The 19,845-nt window shown below is 61.6% G+C and carries 17 protein-coding genes; 14 read left to right on the top strand and 3 right to left on the bottom strand.

The features are described from left to right. Positions 1-57 precede the first annotated feature (57 nt). The 3 genes from ACZ9IL_RS13120 to ACZ9IL_RS13110 all read left to right on the top strand — a co-directional run bounded on the left by ACZ9IL_RS13120 (position 58) and on the right by ACZ9IL_RS13110 (position 6,498). Complete coding sequence (locus ACZ9IL_RS13120) at positions 58-2,643, top strand: glycoside hydrolase family 38 N-terminal domain-containing protein (protein WP_476003907.1); 2,586 nt, start codon at positions 58-60, stop codon at positions 2,641-2,643. A 23-nt stretch (positions 2,644-2,666) separates the two neighbouring features. Continuing rightward, entirely contained in the window at positions 2,667-5,162 is a 2,496-nt protein-coding gene (gene ptsP / locus ACZ9IL_RS13115; protein WP_476003906.1) for a phosphoenolpyruvate--protein phosphotransferase, read from the top strand. A 211-nt stretch (positions 5,163-5,373) separates the two neighbouring features. Next, positions 5,374-6,498 (top strand): carbohydrate porin, encoded by a 1,125-nt coding sequence (locus ACZ9IL_RS13110; RefSeq protein WP_476003905.1) that lies wholly within the window; start codon positions 5,374-5,376, stop codon positions 6,496-6,498. Between the two features lie 297 nt (positions 6,499-6,795). On the opposite strand, the gene ACZ9IL_RS13105 is transcribed toward ACZ9IL_RS13110, so the two are convergent. From ACZ9IL_RS13105 to ACZ9IL_RS13095, 3 genes are read right to left on the bottom strand one after another with little or no spacing between them, the layout of a single operon-like run. After that, a complete protein-coding gene (locus ACZ9IL_RS13105) occupies positions 6,796-7,011 on the bottom strand; it encodes a hypothetical protein (RefSeq protein ID WP_476003904.1) in 216 nt (71 codons plus the stop codon). A gap of 54 nt (positions 7,012-7,065) precedes the next feature. Then, positions 7,066-8,148, bottom strand: a complete 1,083-nt coding sequence (locus tag ACZ9IL_RS13100; RefSeq protein ID WP_476003903.1) for a methyltransferase — start codon at positions 8,146-8,148, stop codon at positions 7,066-7,068. A gap of 20 nt (positions 8,149-8,168) precedes the next feature. After that, positions 8,169-8,561 carry a hypothetical protein gene (locus ACZ9IL_RS13095; protein ID WP_476003902.1) on the bottom strand — a complete coding sequence of 131 codons (393 nt, stop codon included), beginning with the start codon at positions 8,559-8,561 and terminating at the stop codon, positions 8,169-8,171. 261 nt (positions 8,562-8,822) lie between these two features. Between ACZ9IL_RS13095 and ACZ9IL_RS13090 the strand changes: the two genes are divergently transcribed. The 11 genes from ACZ9IL_RS13090 to ACZ9IL_RS13040 all read left to right on the top strand — a co-directional run bounded on the left by ACZ9IL_RS13090 (position 8,823) and on the right by ACZ9IL_RS13040 (position 19,845). Continuing rightward, positions 8,823-9,536, top strand: a complete 714-nt coding sequence (locus tag ACZ9IL_RS13090; RefSeq protein WP_476003901.1) for a beta-ketoacyl synthase chain length factor — start codon at positions 8,823-8,825, stop codon at positions 9,534-9,536. After that, entirely contained in the window at positions 9,521-10,279 is a 759-nt protein-coding gene (locus ACZ9IL_RS13085) for a lysophospholipid acyltransferase family protein (protein WP_476003900.1), read from the top strand. Before ACZ9IL_RS13090 ends, ACZ9IL_RS13085 begins: the two co-directional genes overlap by 16 nt. Positions 10,280-10,296: 17 nt before the next feature. Beyond that, positions 10,297-10,551, top strand: coding sequence for a phosphopantetheine-binding protein (locus ACZ9IL_RS13080; RefSeq protein WP_476003899.1), 255 nt, complete (start codon positions 10,297-10,299; stop codon positions 10,549-10,551). A 26-nt stretch (positions 10,552-10,577) separates the two neighbouring features. Beyond that, entirely contained in the window at positions 10,578-10,826 is a 249-nt protein-coding gene (locus tag ACZ9IL_RS13075) for an acyl carrier protein (protein ID WP_476003898.1), read from the top strand. A gap of 42 nt (positions 10,827-10,868) precedes the next feature. Further along, on the top strand, positions 10,869-11,348 hold the full coding sequence (locus ACZ9IL_RS13070) for a COG4648 family protein (protein WP_476003897.1): 480 nt from the start codon (positions 10,869-10,871) through the stop codon (positions 11,346-11,348). A gap of 84 nt (positions 11,349-11,432) precedes the next feature. Beyond that, positions 11,433-13,196, top strand: coding sequence for an ApeI family dehydratase (locus tag ACZ9IL_RS13065; RefSeq protein ID WP_476003896.1), 1,764 nt, complete (start codon positions 11,433-11,435; stop codon positions 13,194-13,196). Further along, positions 13,193-14,878: a glycosyltransferase family 2 protein gene (locus ACZ9IL_RS13060; RefSeq protein ID WP_476005351.1), complete on the top strand. Its 1,686-nt coding sequence runs from the start codon at positions 13,193-13,195 to the stop codon at positions 14,876-14,878. The genes ACZ9IL_RS13065 and ACZ9IL_RS13060 overlap by 4 nt, the downstream gene beginning before the upstream one ends. Beyond that, entirely contained in the window at positions 14,865-16,469 is a 1,605-nt protein-coding gene (locus ACZ9IL_RS13055; RefSeq protein ID WP_476003895.1) for an HAL/PAL/TAL family ammonia-lyase, read from the top strand. The genes ACZ9IL_RS13060 and ACZ9IL_RS13055 overlap by 14 nt, the downstream gene beginning before the upstream one ends. After that, complete coding sequence (locus ACZ9IL_RS13050; protein ID WP_476003894.1) at positions 16,459-16,884, top strand: acyl-CoA thioesterase; 426 nt, start codon at positions 16,459-16,461, stop codon at positions 16,882-16,884. The genes ACZ9IL_RS13055 and ACZ9IL_RS13050 overlap by 11 nt, the downstream gene beginning before the upstream one ends. After that, positions 16,881-17,510 carry an outer membrane lipoprotein carrier protein LolA gene (locus ACZ9IL_RS13045; RefSeq protein ID WP_476003893.1) on the top strand — a complete coding sequence of 210 codons (630 nt, stop codon included), beginning with the start codon at positions 16,881-16,883 and terminating at the stop codon, positions 17,508-17,510. The genes ACZ9IL_RS13050 and ACZ9IL_RS13045 overlap by 4 nt, the downstream gene beginning before the upstream one ends. Next, a complete protein-coding gene (locus ACZ9IL_RS13040; RefSeq protein ID WP_476003892.1) occupies positions 17,500-19,845 on the top strand; it encodes an MMPL family transporter in 2,346 nt (781 codons plus the stop codon). Before ACZ9IL_RS13045 ends, ACZ9IL_RS13040 begins: the two co-directional genes overlap by 11 nt.

Genomic DNA, 19,845 nt, shown 5'->3' with positions numbered 1-19,845 from the left:
GTCATGGGATAGGTGTGGTTGTTAATGCATTGGTGGAAAATAAGTTAGGGTCATAATATGAAAATGGTGCATTTGGTTCAGCATACACACTGGGACCGGGAATGGTATTTTACCGAAAATGACTCGAAGGCTGTCCTTTATTATTTCATGCATGACCTCCTGAATCGACTCGAGCAGGATGAGGAATTGGGGCCCTTTGTGCTGGATGGTCAGACAGTCGTGCTGGAAGATTATTATCAGATTGCACCGGAGCAGCGCGCCAGAGTGGAGAGCCTTATTCGAGCTGGGCGTATTCTGATCGGCCCCTGGTATACCCAGACAGATTTTTTGGTCGTCGGTGCCGAATCTATCACCCGTAATCTCTTGCTTGGCGCGATGGATTGCCAGCAATGGGGTGGGCGGATGACGGTCGGCTATGTGCCTGACTCCTTTGGGCAGACCGCCCAGCTGCCCATGTTCTTGCGACAGTTTGGTATTCATGAGGCGGTCATCTGGCGTGGCTGGTGTGAACATGATGTCGCCAACAGTGAATTCCTCTGGCGTAGCGATGATGGCAGTGTCGTCACCACGGCCGTCATGCCATGGGGATATGGCTGTGCCAAGTGGTTGCCTCATGACGTCGAGAAGGCCCAACAAAGTCTGGTTAGCATCATTGAAAAACAGGCGCAGTTTTCACTGACCGATCTGGTGCTGCTGCCCAATGGCAACGATCAATCGCCTTTTGAATACAAGGTGCCATCGGTATTGGCACAGCTGAATGCGCAACAGCAGGATTATCACTTTGTCCGCAGCAGCTTCAGTCAGTTTTTTTCTGCGCTGTCCGAGTCAGCTGCGCCATTACCCCTTTGGCAGGGCGAATTGCTCAGTCCCAAATATATGCGTATTCATCGCGGAATATTCTCCACCAGGATGGATATCAAGCTGCTGAATGCACGGCTTGAGCAGTTCGTCAGCCAGACGCTGGAGCCATTACTGAGCCTTAATTGGCGTCTTGGCCTGCCTTATCCGCAGCAGGCTGTCGATCATATCTGGCGTGAAGCCATGAAGTCCCATGCACATGACAGCATTGGTGGCTGCAACTCAGATCGCGTGAACAGCATGGTGAAAGATCGGTTGCTGTCCGGCATGGAGATGGCGGATCAGCTGTTCGATCTGAACATGAAGCTGCTGGCTGAGGGGATCACGGCTCAGCAGCAAGGGAAGAAGGTCATTGTCTTTAACTCCTTGCCCCGAGTGCGTGATGCTCAGGTTCGGTTGACGCTCTACACGCCGGAGGCCGATTTCCGCATCCTGGATGGCGAGGGCCAGCCCTGCCGCTGGCAACTGCTGCATGAAAAACCCCAGGACATGTCCAACATTGTGCAAGAGTTGGCGAACAGCACCTCCACCACCTGGTATCGCCAATGTGAGTTGTTGCTGGAAGTCAGCAGCATGCCGGCTTGTGGTTATCGCACCTTCTATCTGCAGGAAGGGCAGGGGGCTGGCTTCGAAAGCGAGGAGCGGGAGGTCGACTGCCTGGAGAATCCATGGCTCAAGCTCACCTTTGAGCAGGGGGTGTTGACCCTGACGGACAAACGCAGTCAACAGCGCTACCCGGATGTGTTGCGCCTGGTGGATGGCGGCGATGCGGGGGATAACTACAACTATTCTCCGCCAGAAGATGATTGGCGCGTTTCCAGCGATGGTCAGCTGCAACTGGTGCGTTGCACCCGCTCACATCTGACAGACAGTATGCTGTTGACCTGTGTCATGGCTGCGCCGCGCGATCTGGTCGCCCGCAATCAGCATCGGCTGGACGCCTGTCTTGAGGTTGAGATGACCCTGACGCTGCCTCGCGATCAGCCTTGGCTGGATGTTGAGATTGCGCTGGATAACAGCCTCCGTGATCATCGACTGCAGATCGAGATCCCCGTAGGCGTTGATAATACTGATCATTTTGCGGATCAGCCCTTTGGCCTGATCCGCCGTGATGACCAAGCCGCCGTCATGGCGCTTTGGTTGCAGGAGCAGTGGAGTGAAGCGCCGGCATCGCTCTACCCGATGCAGAGCCTGGTCATGAAGCATCAGGAGGATCGCGGTATCTGTCTGGTAACGGAAGGGTTGCGGGAATATGAGATCCCCTCGCAGCAATCCGGTGTGCTGGCGCTGACCCTGCTGCGCAGCGTCGGTTGGCTCGGCCAGGCCGACATGCCCTGGCGCCCAGGGAGAGCCTCCGGCATGGTGCTGCCATCCCCCGATTCACAACTTCCTGGTCCGCATCGCTTTCATTTTGCCTTGTTGCCGATGGCCGAAGGCCAAAGCCCTGCCTTCTGGCGCGATGTGGAGCAGTGGCGGGTGCCAATGACCAGCTATCTGGCATCGGATTGGTCGCGTTTCAAGACGAATGCACACGAGCAGTGCTTCCCCCCCCACTACAGCCTGCTGAGCTGGGATAGCGAACTGCATTTCAGCACCCTCAAGAAGGCTCAAAAAGGCGATGGGCTGATATTGCGTGGCTGGAACCCGGGAACTCATGAGCTTCCCCACCGTATCCCCAATGCCGCCGGCAAGGTGACGGAGGTGACACTGGCGGAGCAGAGCGTCGTCTCAAGGACCACTGCCGTCGTACCGCCCGGTGCCCCTGTTTCTTGGATCATTGAGTAACCACCTTACCCGAGACCACTATTATGCTAACGATATCATTCAGTTGTCAGTTGCCTCACGGTATTCACGCTCGTCCTGCGAGCCTGCTGGAGCAGAAGACCAGTCCGTTTAACGCGGAGATCACGCTGCTTAATCAAACCAAGCTGCGGCAAGCCAATGCCAAGAGCGTGCTCGCCATGGTGGGGGCTGACGTGGTCCATGGTGATCGGTGCCAGTTGCTGATTGAAGGGCCGGATGAGCAGGCGGCGTTTCAGTTGTTGGAGCATTTCATCATTCAGGAGTTTCCCCATTGTGACGAGGCGCTGGTCAGCGATGCGGCTAAGTCGTCACAGCAGGCGCTACCGGTATTTCTCTCCCGCAGCACTTCCTCTTGTCTGCGCGGCAACGGTGTGAGCAAGGGCATTGCCAAAGGGGTTCCCGTCTATTTGGGGCAGCCGGATCTGCATGCCCTGGCGACCCAGGAGGCACCTTGTGACGCAGAGGAGCAACGCCAACGGCTGGCACAGGCCTTGGAGAACACCCGCGCGGAGTTGAACGACCAGCTTGCCAACCGCTCAGGTGAGGCGGCCAGCGTGCTGCAGGCACACATCAAGTTGGTGTCTGATCAGGAGTTTGAGCATCAGCTGCTTGGCCAGTCAGGTGCTCGCAACGGTTTGGCAGCGCTGGCCTGTGCGATAGAAGTGCTGTGCCAGCCCTTGCTCAGCAGCAGTAGCGCCTATCTGAGAGAGCGGGCACTGGATATTCAGGATCTTGGCTTACGTCTCGCGACCCATCTGACCGCTCAGCCACTGGATACCACGGTGGCGCTCATCGAAGACGCTATCGTCATCAGCCAGGGGGTGATCACCCCGGGCCAATTCCTGGCATTGCAGGGGCCCTGCTTGAAGGGCATCGTCATGGGCGAGGGGGGAGAGACATCCCATACCGTGATCCTGGCCCGCGCCTTTGGTGTTCCGCTGCTCTGCATCGAGGGGCCCATGCAACAGCTGCCTCACCCTGTCGATCAACTGCTGCTGGATGCTCGCCATGGGGTGCTGGTAATAGATCCCGATGCCCAGGCAGAGCATTGGTATCGGCTGGAGAGGAACAAGCAACAGAGCATTGCCGAGCGTCAGGCCAGCCTGAACGACCAAGTGGTGGCGACTCAGGACGGGGTCGATATCAGGGTCCTGGCCAACATCGCGCTGGCAGTCGAAGCCGAACGAGCCTTTATGAAAGGTGCCGACGGTGTGGGATTGTTTCGTACGGAAATGCTGTTTTGTGAGCGTGCAAGCTCACCCGATGAGGAGGAGCAGTACCAGGCCTATAGACAGGTGCTGAGGGTGGCACAAGGCAAGAAGGTGGTGATCCGTACGCTGGATATCGGCGGCGACAAGCCCTGTTCCTATCTGGCGCTACCGCAGGAGGAGAATCCCTTCCTCGGTTATCGGGCTGTGCGGATTTACCCTCAGTATCTGGCGCTGTTTACCACCCAGGCGAGGGCATTGTTGCGGGCCAGCGCGGCCGGGGCCCTGCATATCATGGTGCCCATGGTTTCCACCCTCACCGAGGTGAAATGGCTACACCAGCATTTTCATGACACGGCGGAGCAGTTAAAGGCGCAGGGTCATGCCATCGGGGAGTGGCATCTGGGCATCATGGTTGAGGTCCCCTCGACCCTGTATCTGATGGACAAGATCCGGCCTTATGTCGAATTTGTTTCGATCGGTAGCAACGATTTGACTCAGTATTTCCTCGCCTGTGATCGGGGTAATGCTAACGTCCGCCACCTGTATAACTATTGCGAGCCAACCTTTCTGGCGCTGATGAGAGATCTCGTTAGCCGCGCGCTGGCACAAGGTTTGGACATTAGTCTCTGTGGTGAGATGGCGGGCGATCCCAAGGTGATGCCACTGCTCCTGGGCATGGGGCTGAGGGACTTCAGTGTGTCTGCCTCCGGCATCATGAATGTCAAAGATCAGCCGCACAGGCTGGATAGCCAGGCCTGCCGTCAACTGCTGGAGAAGGCATTGGACTGCGAGGGGCCTCAGCAGGTGGAGAAACTGTTGCATACCTTCGCCGCGCGGCAGGCTCAAGGCATTCTGGCGCCATCGCTCATGCTGCTTGATCGATCGGTCGGTAGCAAAGAAGAAGCGATCAAGTTGCTGACGGATAACCTGGAGCTGGAGCAGCGTGTCACCACAGGGGCATTGGCCGAGGCTGCAATATGGCAGCGTGAAGCCGTCTTTTCGACGGCACTGGGGTTCTCCGTGGCGCTCCCGCACTGTAAATCCCCGGATGTGCTTCATAACAGCATCTCCGTATTGCGCCTGAGCGAACCACTGGCTTGGGGGGATGATGTTGATGTCACCCTGGTGATCATGTTGACGGTCAATGAAAATGATCAGCATCAGCACATGAAAATATTTTCTCGTCTGGCACGAAAGCTAATGCATGCCGATTTTCGGGAACGGCTGATGTCGATCCCACACTCGACGGAATTGGTCACCTTGTTAAATGAACATCTGGTCGTTGAGTAACATGCCAGCATATTAAAATGGCGGGGCATCATGTTGGTTGCAACGTGATGTACTGCCATTCAATGGACTTATGCATTACCACCACTTGGCGATAATGCACACCAGCAAAGTGTATTTTAATACACATATTAAAATATGATGAGACATCACAATGGGAAGCTAGTCACTCCCATTGCGATCTCATCTATATTAAAAATAAAAAGAGGTTATGATGAAAAGCCATAAATTCACCGCCCTGTTTATTGCGTTATCTTCTGCGTTTGGTTCAATGGCAGCCAATGCTGCCGTTTCATATGAAAACGAGCAAGGAAAGCTCACCTTCGCCGGTGATGTTGAATTTAACGTTGATTATGAAGAAAAAAACAATGATACCAATAAGCAATTTGAGTTTGATCAGAACGGCCGTATCTTGCTTGATATTTCCGGGGTGCGTGAAACCAAGCACAATATCAATATTTTATTCAAGGTTCAGCCGCTGGTCGATACCAGTGGGAAAATAAATCTTGATGATGCCTGGTTTGGTCTTGAGAGCAAGAATGACTGGTTCTTTAAAATAGGGCGATTCGAAGCTTATGATATGTTCCCGGTTGGTCAAGATACCTTCCTGGAGTACACTGGCGATTCATCTAACGAACTTTATTCTGACAAGGGTGGCTACTCTTATCAAATGAAAGAGGGGCGTGGTCGGGCAAGTAGCTCTGGCCAAATTATGGTGAGCAAAACCATAGATGATTTCTATATGGAGTTGGCTACTGTCATCGGCGATCGTACGGAATTGTTCCAGAATGCGAGATATCATGGCCGTGACTTGACCGAGAATGGTGTGGAAAACAAAGATTTCATTGTTGCCCGGCCAGTCTTGGCCTATCAATTTGACCGTTTTAAATTCTCGCTCGGGATGGAAAAAAACCTGGCTGCCGATGCCATTGTAACCAATGAAGGTGATGTGAGTGACCGTACCGGTTACGGCTTCACCACGACTTACAAGGCTGAAGATTTTATATTGAATGCTAACCTGGCCTATATGGCTGCGTTGAATGAGAAAAACACATCCTATGGCGCCAACATTGTCTGGAATCACTTCGGACTGGGTTACATATACAGTGTTAATGATTTTGATAAAGCCTCCGGTTGGTATGACGGCGAGGTTGAGGTCCAAACCTGGAATGCGTCCTATGAATTCAAAAATATTTTTGAGGTGAGCGACTTTTCTATCTTCTTGGGTGCCTATTATACGGAAGAGAAAGGCAAAGGTGACTCTATTAATGGTGACGCCGATTATAATGACAACACTAACGACATTGGCACCCGAGTTAGAATAAAATATTTCTTCTGACCGCAGGTGTAATCTCAAGGGGAATATATATTATTCCCCATGCAGTTCTACGCATTGCGAGACCCCGGCCTTGTAACCTGAGTCTCGCATTTGCCCTGCCAGGGACTTGGTTGCCTGACGCCCAGAGCGCCGATTGCAGGCACAAGGCCTCGCTGGCGACAAAGGCGAAGGGGTCGCGTCAAGCGCAGTCCTGGCCCGCTTCGTCGAGCCGCCGGATGGGCGGGCGTCGCCGAGGATGGCGCGCTGGGCCATGGGCGGGCATCCCATCGCGGCGACCACCACCGGAGCCTGGCTCGCTCAGTTGTTCAGCTCGTCTCCGACCTGTTTGACGGCATCCCGAGTACCGTGTCCTATCTCTCGGGTCACATCCCGGGTGGTGTGGCCAATCTCGCGAGTCACATCGCGGGCGGTATGACCCACTGTCCTGCCCGCTTCCTTGATGTCGGCACACCCCGTGCTCAGCGCCCCGATGGTCAGGGCGATGGCCAGCAGTGCCATGCGGTTGTGCCTCATGGGGATCCTCCTTCTCGTTTCATCTCAACCTCCCTGTTCAGACTGCTGCGGGCATTATGACTCGCTGTGCAGCGGCCGGGCAACCAGCAGGGTGTGACCGGGGCCGGGGATCTCATGCTCGGTTTCCACATGAAAACCCGCTTCGCGCAGGCACTGGTACATCTGCTTGGAGTGGTAGAAACGGCTGTTGCCATTGGCGATGGCGGTGAAGTAGAGGGAGGTGGCATTGAGGCTGAAGCTGGCTGCCTCGAAGCTCTGTCGATCCCAGAACAGCTCCAGGATGCAGACCCTGGCCGCGGGCTTCATGTGCTGACGAATGCGCTTGAGGATGGCGACTATCTGCGTGTGGCTGAAGCAGTCGAGGAACTGGCTCATCCACCAGATATCTGCCTCACCCGGCAGCGCCCCTTCGGCTTCGAGCATGTTGACGGCATGGCCGCCGACGCGGTCCGCCAGTCCGGCCGCCTCGATAAGGGGCCGAGCCAGGGCGAGCTGCTCGGGCAGATCCAGAATGGTGACGCTGAGCCCGGTATCCCGGGTGGCGCAAGAGATGGCCCACTTGCCGGTGTTGCCACCCACGTCATAGAGATGGCGCGGCGCATAGCCCAGCACATGATCCTGGGCCTGCTGGAAGGCCCAGTCGGAGTAGAAGTGATCGAAGGCAAACCAGCTGGCGCGGGCAGGTTCTGGCAGTTCACCGAGATGGGGGTAGAGGGTGGCCCAGTCGCGGTTGAACACCTTGAGCCCCTCGGGCTTGCCTTCGCGAATGGCGTCGAGCAAGTGGGCGAGAGGCAGGTAGCAGAGGTGCTGGGTGAAATCCATGTTGACCCGGGTCATGGGGTCGTTCTGCAGGTATTTGCCGACCTTGCCGAGCACATAGCGCTCTCCGGCCAGATGACAGACCCCGCCCCCCAGCCCCATGTCCAGCAACACGGAGACGCCGTATTCGCTGAGCGCGCAGTGGCTGGCTATTTCGGCCGGGGTGGCCCCCATTTTGCCGCGACTCTCGAGGTAGGCGAGCACGCCGGTTTCACGCAGGCACCAGCAGGCCTGAAACAGCATGGGGGCAAAGGCAATGTGCTGGGCCTGGCTGATGGCGTCGAGCGCATCATGTGACTCGTTCTGATAATGTTTCACGGGATCTGTCTTCTCCGGGATTATGGATGGCTGGTGCGGGACAACTCGATCTGGATGGCCTGATCCAGCCCCTGGACCCAGCGGTTATAGTTGCGATGTATGCGGCCTTTGCCATCGTCATCCAGATTGATGCTGCTGAGATAATGGATGGAATAATGCTGGGCGCTATAGGGAATATCGATCATCGCCTGATGCTGGCGCACATTCAATTGGCCACGAATAAGGCCGGGCTGCTCGCTCTTCATTACCCAACCCTTGCTCAACCCTGCCTTGATGATGGCGTTGCCGACCTGCTCCTCGCTCAGGGTGAAACTCACCTGATTGGTCGGCATATTCTGGATCGGTTGGCGGGTGGCGCAGGCGGCGAGCAGGACGCAGCCGAGCAGCAGGGCAGACTTGGCAATGAGATTCATTTTATTTCCCGATGTCGGTTTATTCTGAAGCGGAACAATGAGACACCATACTGGGGTCGTTTTCAATAAAAGATGACTGTAGACAATGGGTTATGTAGATTGCCGACTATTAATTCTGACGAATAATGCTATGATGTTCGCCGAATTAATGGCAGGCAGGGTGCCATCATTATTTCGCTATATTTGTGAGCCGGACTATACCGGTCTATGGATTAATCCGTTTACCCCCATCAAGCTGCAGCAGGACGGAACGCCGCAATCATGCTCTCATTTTCACTCCTTGATGCACAGGCGCTTTCCCCCGGTCTGGATGACCTCGACCAGTGGCGGCAGTGGGCCGAGCAGGGGCACTGGCCCGCGACCAGTATGCTGCCAGCGACTCCGTTGCTGCCGATGATGATGGCTCGCCGCCTCAGCGCCGGTGCCCGGCTCGCGGTACAGCTGGGGTTGGCGATGCTGGCTCGTCATCCCATCGACAGCGTTATCTTCGTCAGTCGCCACGGCGAGCTGGCCCGCTCCATGAGCCTGCTGCAAGGGTTGGCGGCGGGCAAGCCGCTCTCTCCCACGGATTTTTCCCTGTCGGTGCACAACACGGCGGCCGGGATCTGCTCCATTCAGGGCAAGGCGGCGCTGCCCATGAGCTCGCTGGCCGCGGGGGAGGGCAGCCTGATGGCGGGGCTGACCGAGGCGATTGCCAATCTGCGCGTCAACTCTGGTCGTGTGCTGCTGGTGGCTTTCGAGGGAGAGATACCGGCCTTTCATCGGCCCTGGCTCCCGGCCACCCCCCCCTATGCGGTCGCGCTGCTGCTCGGTAACGGTCCGGCTGGAGAGCGCTGGCACTGCGAGCGCCAGCAGGCGACGGCCAAGCCTCCGGCGTTGGCCCAGCCGCTGGCATTCTGGCGAGCGCACCTGTTGCAACAACCGGAGTGTCTGCTGGGAGACGGGCGCCAGGAGTGGGCATGGCGGCGCGACTGAACCGGCTCTGGCGGCTGCTTGGTACCGCCCTCGGCTTCACCCTGTTTGGGCTGGGAGGGCTGCTGCTCAGCCTCTGCTGGTTCCCGCTGCTGGCGCTCTGCCTGCGGGGGGAGCGGCGTCGCACCCTGACCCAGGCGAGCATCAAACAGAGCTTTCGGCTGTTCATGGGGTTGCTCAAGGGGCTGGGGGTGCTCGACTACCGGGTGAGCGGCATGCCGCCTTCCCTGCACGGTGCCCTGGTGGTGGCCAACCATCCCAGCCTGCTCGACTACGTGATGCTGGCCGCCGAGCTGCCGGCGTGCGACTGCATCGTCAAGCAGGCTTTGTGGCATAATCCTTTCCTCGGTGGCGTGGTGCGCGCCGCCGGCTACATTCCCAATGTGGAGGCCGAGCGCCTGCTGCCGCGCTGTATCGAGCGGGTACGCCAGGGGGGTCTGTTGCTGGTGTTCCCGGAAGGTACCCGCACCACCCCGGGTCAGCCGCTCCGGCTGCAGCGCGGCGCGGCGCAGCTCGCACTGCGTGGACAGCTGCCGTTGCAGCCGGTGCGTATTCATTGCAGCGAGCGCTTCCTCACCAAGCAGGACAAGTGGTTCCAGACCCCGGCCAACAAGCCCTGCTTCACCCTGGAGTTTCTGCCGCAGATCGTTGCCGCAGAGGTGGTCGACGGCTCGCGACACAGTGCCCTGGCCGCCCGCCAGTTAACCCGATTTCTCACCAAGGTCCTGCAACCCGGGACCCAATGACAGCGTATGGAAGAGCAATGCAAGATCTGCAACAAGAGATAAAACAACTCATCATCGACAGCCTCAACCTGGAGGGGTTGACCCCGGACGACATCGACAGCCAGGCCCCCCTGTTTGGCGATGGCCTGGGGCTGGACTCCATCGATGCGCTGGAGCTGGGGCTCGCCATCAAGGGCCGCTACGGCATTGTGCTCTCCGCCGATGATGAGAATACCCGTCGCCATTTCGCCAGTGTCGATGCCCTGGTTGCGCTGATCCAGGCGCAAGCCTGATCCCGTCCCTTTTCGGAGAATCCCTGATGAACAGAGACGATATTTTTGTGCAAGTGAAGACGACCCTGGTCAACTTGTTCGAAGTGGATGAGGCCGCGGTCACCCCGGATGCCCAGCTCTACCAGGATCTGGAGCTCGACAGCATAGACGCCATCGATCTGGTGGTGCATCTGCAAAAGCTGACCGGCAAGAAGATCAAGCCCGAGGAGTTCAAGTCGGTGCGCAGCGTGGCCGACGTGGTCGACGCGGTCGAACGGCTGATGCAGGATGCCTGAGTTGTCTGTGCCCCGTGACACCACGCTCTGGCGGACACGGCCATGATGCGTCTGCTCTCCTTGCTGGCGGGCGGCCTGTTGCTGCTCTATCCCCTGGCGGTGTACTGGGGGCTGACCCATTGGGGCGGCTCCGCCCTGCTCATCCTCTTGCTGGTCACCTTCGCCCTGCGCCTGCTGCCCGGGGCTGCCCCGGTGCGCGAGTGGCTGCTGCTCGGTCGCCTGCTGGCCTGCATCGGTCTGCTGCTGACCGGCTTGAGTGCCCTCTTCTCGGCCCAGCACTGGCTGCTTTACTATCCCCTCGCCGTTTCCCTGGCGCTGCTCAGCCTGTTTGGCTGGAGCCTGGGCCAGCCCATGAGCCTGGTGGAGCGGCTAGCCCGCCTGACCGATCCCGGGCTGCCACCGGCCGGGGTGCGCTACACCCGCACCGTAACCCAGGTCTGGTGCGGCTTCTTCGTGCTCAACGGTTCGCTTGCCGCCGCCACCATCTGGCACTGGGGATCTCGAGCTCTGGAGTCTCTATAACGGCCTGATCAGCTACTTGCTGATGGGGCTGCTGATGGGCGGGGAGTACCTGGTGCGCCTGCGAGTCAAGCGGAGCTTTGCAGCATGAGCGAACCAACGAACCTGCTCGCCGCCATCTGGGCGCGGGCAGATGAAGAGGTGGTCGCCTTTGGCCCGGCGGGAGATCACCGCTTCGGTGAGCTCAGGCGCGGCGCCCAGGCGCTGGCGGCCCGGCTGGCGGCCCTGCCCGCCCGGCGCTGGGCGCTCTGTTTTGACGACAGCCTGTTGTTTGCCGAAGCGCTGCTCGCCTGCGCCCTGACCGGGCACGAGGTGGTGCTGCCGGGTCATCAACGCCCGGCCGCCCTGGCCGAACAGCGTGGTGACTTCGACGGGGTGCTGACCGACAGCCCGAGTCTGGGGGAGGGGAGCCCCGGCCTCTGGCTGCAACTGCCGCTGGTTGACACCCCGCCTCATGCTATGCCAGTCCATGATTGGCCGGCCCCGCAGGCTATGTCGCTGACCCTGTTTACCTCGGGCTCCACTGGGGTGCCCAAGGCGATCCCCAAGGCCTGGCACCAGCTCGAAGCCGAGTTGCGGGTGCTGATGGCGCTTTGGGGGGATAGGCTTGATGGCGCTCGTCTGCTGGCGAGCGTCAGCCATCAGCACATTTACGGCCTGCTGTTTCGGATCCTGCTGCCACTGGTGCTGCGGGTTCCCTTCGCCCGCACCCTGACCCTCTATCCGGAACAACTGCTGGAGCTGCCGGGCCGCTGGGCGCTGATCGCCTCGCCCGCTTTCCTCAGCCGGCTCGATCCCGGTCTTGAGACGGCGGGGTGCGGTCTCGTCGTCTCCTCCGGCGGCCCGCTGGCGCTGGCGGATGCGACGAGAGCCCGTCAGCTGTTGGGTCAGTTGCCCGTGGAGGTGTTTGGCAGCAGCGAGACCGGCGGCATCGCCTGGCGCCAGAGTGCGGCGCCAGAGATCCCCTGGCAGCCCATGCCGGGGATCCGGGTCGAAGTGGCGAGCGAAGCACGCTTGCTGTTGCGCTCCCCCTTCCTGCCCGATGCCGAGCCGTTGCTCTGCGCCGATCGCATCCGGCTGGCCGGGTCCGGCTTTCACCTGCTGGGGCGCGGGGATCGGCTGGTGAAGATCGAGGAGAAACGCATCTCCCTCGATGAGGTCGAAGCCAGGCTTACCGCCTTGCCCTGGGTGCAGGCGGCGGCCGTGCTGCCCCTGACCATGGCGTCCCGGCAGGCGCTCGGTGCCGTGCTGGTGCTGACTCTGGAGGGACAGAGTCAGTGGCAGGCCCTGGGGCCCGGCCGTTTTCTCATCGCCGTGCGCGAGCGGCTCAGACCCTGGCTCGAGCCGGTGGCACTGCCGCGCCGGGTACGGCAACTGCCAGCATTGCCCTTCAACAGCCAGGGCAAGCGGCCCTGGTCCGAGCTGAAGGCCCTGTTTGACGAGGCTCCTGTGGCGGGGACTGGCTGCCTTGCCGCATCGGCAAGAGAGGGAGCAACCCCCATGCCGATAACTGGGCTGCCCAGCCTACTCGAACAGAGCCAAGACAGCGACAGCCTGGTGCTACGCCTGCGGCTGGACCCCGAGTTGCCCTGGTTTGCGGGGCATTTTCCGGGAGCCCCCTTGTTGCCGGGTGTCACCCAGGTACATTGGGCCATGCACTATGGCCGCACGTTGCTCGGTCTGGAGGGCACCTTTGGTGGCATGAGCCAGCTCAAGTTCCAGCGCCCGCTGCGACCGGGGCAGGAGTGCAGCCTGCACCTGAGCTGGCAGGCCGACAAAGGCCAACTGCTGTTCAGCTATCGGCTCGCGGATGAGCCCGCCAGTAGCGGAAAGGTACGGCTATGCCCCTGACTCCTTGCATCCTCATCCCCTGCTACAACCACTCGGCCCCGCTGACCGGGGTACTGGCGCGATTAAAGCCCTTGGGGCTGCCCTGCCTGCTGATCGACGATGGCAGCGAGCCTGCCGCCGCCGCCATCCTCGACGCCTTGGCCGAGGAGCATGGGGACTGGCTCAGCCTGCTGCGCCACCCCAGCAACCTTGGCAAGGGGGCTGCGGTGATGACCGGGCTCAAGGCCGCCCAGGCTCAGGGTTTCAGTCATGGGGTGCAGATAGACGCCGATGGTCAGCACGATCTGGCCGATGTGCCACGGCTGCTGGCCGAGGCCGAGCGTCAGCCCGATGCCCTCATCTCTGGGCAACCCCTCTACGACGATTCCGTGCCCAAGGGGCGGCTCTATGGCCGCTATATCACCCATGTCTGGGTCTGGATAGAGACTCTGTCCTTGACCATCAAAGACAGCATGTGCGGCTTTCGGGTCTACCCGCTGGCGGCGAGCTGTGCCCTGCTTGAGACGGTGCGACTCGGCCGGCGGATGGATTTCGATACCGAGGTGATGGTGCGCCTCCATTGGCGCGGGGTGCCGATGCGCTTCGTGCCAACCAGGGTCATCTACCCCCAGGATGGCAGCTCCCACTTTCGGCTCTGGCAAGACAATCTGGCCATCTCCTGGATGCATACCCGGCTGGTGTGTCGCCTGCTCTGGGATCTCACCCGCAAGCTGGTGAGCTGGCCTGCCCGGCTCTGGCGCCAGAGCAAGGCACATTGGTCTCGTACGCCAGAACGAGGCAGCTTGCTTGGCCTGCAAATTATGCTGGCCAGTTATCGGCTGCTGGGGCGGAGCGGCTTCAAGGCGCTGCTGTACCCGGTGATCGGTTACTTCTGGCTGACCGGGCGTCGGCAGCGCGCCGCCTCGGAGCAATATCTGGCGCGGCTCGACGCCTTCGCGATCGCAGCGGGCGTCTCATTACCCCCGGAGCCCAGATCCAGCTTTCGCCACTTCCTGCGCTTTGGCGAGGCGGCGCTGGACAAGCTGGCGGGCTGGCGTGGCGACATTTCGCCGGAGCAGGTCGAACTGGTGGGACGCGAGCACCACGAAGCGGCCATCAACGGCGGCAAGGGTGTGCTGCTGCTCGGCTCCCATCTCGGGGATCTCGAACTGTGCCGGGCGCTGGGTACCCAGGCGGGCCAAGTCACCATCAATGCCCTGGTGTTCACCCGCCATGCGGCGCGTTTCAATGCCCTGCTCAAGCAGATCAACCCGGGATCCAGACTCAATCTCATCCAGGTACAGGAGATGGGGGCCGACACCGCCATCTTGCTCAAGGAGAAGATAGAGGCGGGGGAGTGGGTGGTGATCGTCGGGGATCGCACCTCGGTCACCAAGGAGAAGCGAGTGGTCTGGGCCGATTTTCTCGGTGTTCCTGCGCCTTTCCCACTGGGCCCCTTCGCCCTGGCAAGCGTCTTGGCCTGCCCCGTCTACCTGATGTTCGGCCTCAAGGAGCAGGGTCGGTTCCGGGTGCATTTCGAACCCTTTGCCGAGCGGCTGCTGCTGCCACGGGCGGAGCGGGAGGCGGCGCTGCGCCACTGGGTGCAGGCCTATGCCGACCGGCTGCAGCATCACTGTCTGCGAGCCCCCCTCGACTGGTTCAACTTCTTCGATTTCTGGCGGCTAACCCATGATAAACAGTGATTTGCACAGGTCCCACGAGCACAGGGCCGAGGTCGGCCTGGATCAGGTCATCTTCGGGGCTGCGCGGCTCACCATAGAGCAGGTTGTCGCCCTGGCCGAAGGGCGCGCCACACCCAGGCTGAACCCGGATCCCGCCTTCCTGGCCCGGATCCAGCGCGGCGCAGACTTTCTCGACAGGCTGTTGGCCGAAGAAGGCGTCATCTACGGGGTGACCACGGGGTATGGCGACTCAGTCACCCGGGCCGTGCCCCCCGCATTGGTGGCCGAGTTGCCGCTGCACCTGACCCGCTTTCACGGCTGTGGGCTGGGGGCCGATCTCGATGTAGCGGCCGGCCGCGCGGTGCTGGCGACCCGGCTCTGCTCTCTGGCGCAGGGGGTCTCCGGGGTCAGTCCGGCGCTGCTTGCGCGGCTCTGCTGGTTGCTGGAGCAGGATCTGATCCCGCGCATCCCCGAGGAGGGCTCGGTCGGTGCCAGTGGCGATCTGACGCCGCTTTCTTATGTGGCCGCCGTGCTGGTGGGGGAGCGCGAGCTCTATCGGGACGGCCGGCTAGAAAATACGGCCGAGGTTTATCAGGAACTCGGTGTCACGCCCTTGACCCTGAGGCCCAAGGAGGGGCTGGCGCTGATGAACGGCACTTCGGTGATGACGGCGCTCGCCTGCCTGGCCTATGCGCGCACCGAGTACCTGATGAAGCTGGCGACCCGGATCACGGCGCTGGTCAGCATCGCCATGGAGGGCAATGCCTTCCACTTCGATGAGCGGCTGTTTGCGGCCAAGCCCCACCCCGGCATGCAGGGCATCGCCGGCTGGCTGCGGGCCGATCTGCAAAGCGGCGAGCTGCCGCGCCACAGCGATCGCTTGCAGGATCGCTATTCCCTGCGCTGTGCCCCTCACGTCATCGGGGTGGTGGCCGACAGCCTGCCTTGGTGGCGCCAGCTCATCGAGAACGAGCTCAACAGCGCCAACGACAATCCGCTGATCGATGGCGACTTCGAACATGTGATGCACGGCGGCCACTTCTATGGCGGCCACATCGCCATGGCCATGGACAGCATGAAGACGGCGGTGGCCAATCTGGCCGATTTGCTCGACCGGCAGCTGGCCCAGCTGGTGGATACCAAGTTCAACGGCGGCCTGCCGAGCAACCTGTCGGGCGCCAGCGGTGAGCGGCGGCTGATCAACCACGGCTTCAAGGCGGTGCAGATCGGCGTCTCCGCCTGGACCGCCGAGGCGCTCAAGCTGACTATGCCCGCCAGCGTCTTCTCCCGCTCCACCGAGTGCCACAACCAGGACAAGGTGAGCATGGGCACCATAGCGGCGCGGGACGCCTTGCGGGTGCTGACCCTGAGCGAACAGGTCGGCGCCGCCTGCCTGCTGGCGGCGGTGCAGGGAGTCGAGCTGCGGCTCGGCCTGCAGCAACGGGGGCTGGCATCCTTGAGCCAGCCGTTGCAAGCGATGGTGCTGGCGGTGCGAGATCAGCATCCGCCCCTGACGGAGGACAGGCCGCTGGAGCAGGAGCTCAGGGCGCTGATCGCTCGCCTGCAGACCCACCATTACCCCCTCTATGAGGAGTGCCCGGATGCGAAATGAAGCCTGGATGATCAGTCACAGCATCGAGATCGAGATCCCGTTTCACGATGTCGACATGATGGCGGTGGCCTGGCACGGCCACTACGTGCGTTACATCGAGCTGGCTCGTTGTGCCCTGCTCGAGCAGATCGATTACAACTACCCCCAGATGGATGAGTCCGGTTACTTCTGGCCCGTCATCGACTTGCGGCTCAAATACATGGCGCCGCTGCGTTTTGGCCAGAAGGTGCGGGTCGAGGCCCGGCTCTGCGAGTATCAGAACCGGCTCAAGATCGAATATGAGCTGTTCGATGCCGGCAGCGGGGTGCGCACCAGCAAGGGCTACAGCATCCAGGTGGCGGTGTGCAAGGAGAGCGGCGAGATGTGCCTCGCCTCGCCCAGGGCGCTGCTCGACAAGCTGGGGGTCGATGAATGAGGCTGGCCTTGAGGGGGCGAATACGTGGCTGGCTCTGCGCCTGCCTGCTGTTGGGCGCGTTGCCGGGAGCGGTGCAGGCTGCGGCCATGACCCAAGCCGAGGTGCGCCAGCTGCTGAGCGAGCAACCGGCTCAGCGGGCCCGCTTCGTGCAGGAGAAACAGGTGGCCGGGCTGAGTCAGCCCCTGCGTGCCAGAGGCGAGCTGCTGCTGGTGCGCGGTCAGGGGCTTTGGTGGCATCAGCAGGCGCCCTTTGAGCTCGCCCTCAGCCTCACCGAGCGACGCATGAGCCAACAAGTCGGGCAGGGGGAGATTACGGTGATCGACAATCCCCAGTTGCTCGAATTCAGCAGCATGCTGCTGGCGTTGTTTGGCTCGGATGAGCAGGCGCTGGCCCGCTATTTCTCCCTCGACTTCCAGTCCGGCGAGCAGGGCTGGACTCTGACGATGACGCCGCTGGCGGCGCCGCTGGACAAGGTCTTCGCCCGGCTGACCCTGAGCGGCGGCGAACGGCTGGACAGGCTCGCCATCGCCGATCGGCAGGGGGATGAGACCCGCATCGACTTCTCCCACTGGCAGGCAGTGAGCCTGCCACTTTCCCCCGAGGAGCAGGTCCATTTTGCCCCCTGAGCATGACAACGAGGCCCCCCTTTCCCCCGCGGCAGGCCTGAGCGAGCGGGCCTGGCGACGGCTCAGCGGGCTCTGGTTGCTGCTCTGTCTGCTGGCACTGGCCCTGCTCGGCTGGCAGTTGTCCATCGGCCGGATCAACACCAGCCTGATGGATCTCTTGCCCCACGAGGAGCGCTCCGCACTGGATCCCGCCCTGCGCGGTGGCTTGTTGCGCCAGCTTGACCGGCAATTGGTGTGGATGCTGAGCCTGCCGGCGGGGCAGGATGGCCGCGCCGCGGCAGAGGCCTGGGCCAAGGCTCTCGAACGCTTGCCCGAGCTCAGTGCCGTGCGCGGTGCCCAGCCCGAACTGGCCGGCGCCTGGCAGGGCTATTTGCACGATTATGCCTGGCAGCGCCTCGATGAGGGCAGCCGGACCAGGCTGGCAGCTGGCCCCGAGGCCTGGAGCCAGTGGGTACTCGGCCAGATCTACAGCCCGTTCGGCGGTGTCTCCCGCGCCGAGTGGCAACAGGATCCGTTGCTGCTGACCCGCGCTGGGGTGCAGGGCCAGGCGGCCACGCCGCTGCGCCTCGACCATGATTGGCTGGTGAGTCAGGATGAGGCGGGACGGCGCTGGTTCATGCTGCGGGCCGAACTGGATCTCTCCGCCTTCGATCTCTCCCGCAACAGTGCCCTGCTGGCCCGGCTCGGCGAGGCGGAGCAGCAGCTCAAGGCTCAGTATCCCGGACTGGAGCTGCTGCGCCGCGGCACCCTGTTTTACAGTCAGCATGCCAGCAACCTGGCGCAGGCAGACATCTCCACCATAGGACTGGGCTCCATGCTCGGGGTGGTGCTGCTCATCTGGCTGGTGTTCCGCTCGGCCCGTGCGCTCTGGCTCTCCCTGCTGCCCATTGCGGTGGGGCTGGCCTGGGGGCTGCTGGCAGTACTGCTCTGGTTTGGCGAGGTGCACCTGTTCACCCTGGTGATCAGCACCAGCCTCATCGGCATCGCCATCGACTACGGGCTCCATTTCCTGACTGAGCGGCGCCTGCACGGGACGCAGGAGAGCCCGCACCAGACCCGGGCCCGCTTGTTGCCTAGCCTCTGGCTGGCCCTGCTCACCACCCTGATCGGTTATGGCCTGCTCTGGCTGGCCCCCTTCCCCGGACTGCAGCAGATGGCGCTCTGTGCGCTGGTCGGTCTGTTTGCCGCGCTGGTGACCGTGCTCTGCCTGTTCCCGCGCTGGCTGGGGCCCCTGCCGGCACGGGAGCCCCGCCTCCTGGCCCTGCTGGCGGTCTGGCTGACCTGGTGGCGCGAGCGACGCTGGCTGCGCTGGGGTCTGCCCCTGCTCTGGTTGTCGCTGGTGCTGGCGGGGCTGAGCCAGCTCAGGGTCGATGACGACATCGCTCGCCTGCAACCCCTGCCCACCGAGCTGCAGGCACAGGAGCAGCAGATCAAGCGTCTCACTGGTCAGCAGGGCGGCATGGCGGGTTTTCTGGTGACGGCGGCGGATGGCGAGACGGCGCTGCGCCGACTCGAAGCCCTGACCCGGCGGCTGACCGAGGCCAGGGCGCAGGGCCAATTGACACACTTCGTCTCGCTGGCGCAGTGGCTGCCCTCGCTGGCGCAGCAGCAAGCGGATCACGCCGCCCTCGCACGCCTGCTGCCCGAGGTGGTGGCCCGGCTCAATCAGGCTGGCGTGCCGGTCAAGGCTAAGCCCCAACCCTGGCGGCCGCTGACCCCGGCGCAGTGGCTGGTCAGCCCGGTCAGCGAGGGGAGCCGGTTGCTGTGGCACGGGTTGCCCGATGGCCGGGTGGCGCTCTGGCTGCCGGTGGCCGGGGTCACGACCAGCGATGCCATGACGGCGCTGGTGGGCGGGCATGAGGGGGTCTTCTGGCAGGATCAACGCAGTCAGTGGAGCCAGCTGTTTGCCCACTACCGCATCCAGCTGGCCGAACTGCTGGCACTGGCCATCGGGCTGGTGGCGCTGCTGCTGTGGCGTTTGCTCGGCTGGCGCAAGAGCGCGCGTATCCTGCTGGTCAATGGACTGGCGCTGGGCGCCGGGCTGGCCCTGCTCGCCGCCTGCGGCCAGCCGCTCACCCTGTTCGGGGTGCTGGCCCTGAGCCTCATCTTTGGCATCGGCATCGATTACGGGCTCTTCTTCGCCCATTGTGGCGAGGATCCCCGGCGTCAGCGCTCGACCCTGCTGGCCATACTGCTGGCCAATATGACCACCCAGCTGGCATTTGGCCTGCTGGCCCTGAGTCACACTCCGGCCATCGCGGGCTTCGGTCTGGTGCTCAGCGGCGGTATCTTTACCGCCTTCCTCTTGTCCCCTCTGGTACTCGACAGGCGATGA

This window comes from Aeromonas sp. TECH754, assembly GCF_056279295.1.
Note: the sequence above shows the minus strand (reverse complement) of the source record. Positions and strands in the feature narration are given on the sequence as shown.